The 1,608-nt window shown below is 42.9% G+C and carries 2 protein-coding genes; both read left to right on the forward strand.

Annotated features, from left to right (window positions below; translation table 11 throughout):
• Positions 1–292 precede the first annotated feature (292 nt).
• Positions 293–541 (forward strand): exodeoxyribonuclease VII small subunit, encoded by a 249-nt coding sequence (locus A3729_RS17945; protein ID WP_068515370.1) that lies wholly within the window; start codon positions 293–295, stop codon positions 539–541.
• A gap of 32 nt (positions 542–573) precedes the next feature.
• Positions 574–1,479 (forward strand): polyprenyl synthetase family protein, encoded by a 906-nt coding sequence (locus tag A3729_RS17950; protein WP_068516336.1) that lies wholly within the window; start codon positions 574–576, stop codon positions 1,477–1,479.
• Positions 1,480–1,608 lie beyond the last annotated feature (129 nt).

The following is a 1,608-nucleotide window of genomic DNA, read 5'->3' on the forward strand; positions in this document are numbered from 1 at the left end:
CTAAACGCTCCTAGAAAAAAATTCCCATCTTACAGATGTGCCACTTAATGCCTTCAACTATTGAAATTGACTATTAATTCAAGACACTTCCAAGCACGCTAAAAAGAAAATAATTACGTGATTTTGTTACAAGGAAGTTTCATCTGTATGTATAATTGTTCGATTAGGTTTACGTGATCAAACGATCTATGTCGCCTGGCAGTAGTCACACTAATACATATTAATTTACAATTAGTGTAGCCCGAAAAATTGAAAGTTCCTGTTTTTTACCTCTTTTTTAGTTGAGATTTTTATGTCCTCTTCCGATTCAATTAATGACTTTGAAACTTCACTACAAGCTCTCGAAGAAATCGTCAATAAAATGGAGCAAGGACAGCTATCTTTGGAACAATCTCTTGACGCTTTTGAACAAGGCGTCAAGCTAAGCAAAGACTGCCAAAACACCTTGAAGAGCGCTCAACAACGCGTATCTGTATTAACTCAAAGCGACAATGGCTTTGAGTTAAATGCGCTCCAAGAGCAAAGCAATACTGACGCCTAGCCCAAGACCCGATCAATACAAGACTTCTTACCGTGAACGATAATTCAAGTAGTATCCCAAGCTTTCTGAGAGAATATCAGTCTCAAATTAATACAGCACTTAAGGTGCGCCTGGATCAGTTTTGCGCGCCAAACTCTCACTTGGGCGAAGCGATCCGATATAGCACCTTAATGGGAGGCAAGCGCATTCGACCCATTTTAGCCTTAGCGACAGCCAACTGCTTTGCAGTTCAGGCAGAGCAGGCAATGGATGCAGCCTGTGCAATTGAATTTATTCACGCCTACTCTCTTATCCACGACGACCTACCCGCGATGGACGATGATGACTTGAGGAGAGGTCAGGCCACCTGCCATAAAGCGTTTGATGAAGCCACGGCTATTCTGGCAGGTGATGCCTTACAAGCAATGGCCTTTGAATTACTCAGCCAAGCCAAACACTTTGGTCTCGAAAGCCAGATCAAAATGATCCAGCTGCTGACAAAAGCAAGTGGTGCCAGAGGAATGGTGCTAGGGCAAGCAATCGATTTTAACTCTGTCGGGCAAACCTTGTCTCTGAGCCAGCTTGAAAACATGCATCGACATAAAACTGGTGCCCTGATTGAAGCCTCTGTACAAATAGGCGCGCTAAGCAGCCCGTCAGGCGTGACGAAACAAGAATATGAAGCGCTAACCAACTACGCACAGGCTATTGGCTTAGCTTTCCAGGTTCAAGACGACATTCTGGATATTATCAGTGACACCCAAACACTTGGAAAAACCCAAGGTGCTGACATCGCGCTAAACAAACCGACCTATCCTGCCCAGCTTGGTTTAGAGGGCGCTAAAGAAAAACTTATAGCGCTACACCAAGAGTCTATCAACGCGCTGAGTAATCTCGGCGACAAAAATGTTCAGCAACTTACAGCGATTAGTGACTATATTATTTCCAGAATAAAGTAAGAGGTGTAACGTCGATTAAGTCGTAAAAACTGCACTCCTCCCTTTAAGGTTTCTGTTATACTTCGACCCTTACTATCTATCTGTAATTTATAGCCAATGCATACAACTTTTCCGATCTTTCAAGAAATT

The organism is Oleiphilus sp. HI0043 (assembly GCF_001634935.1).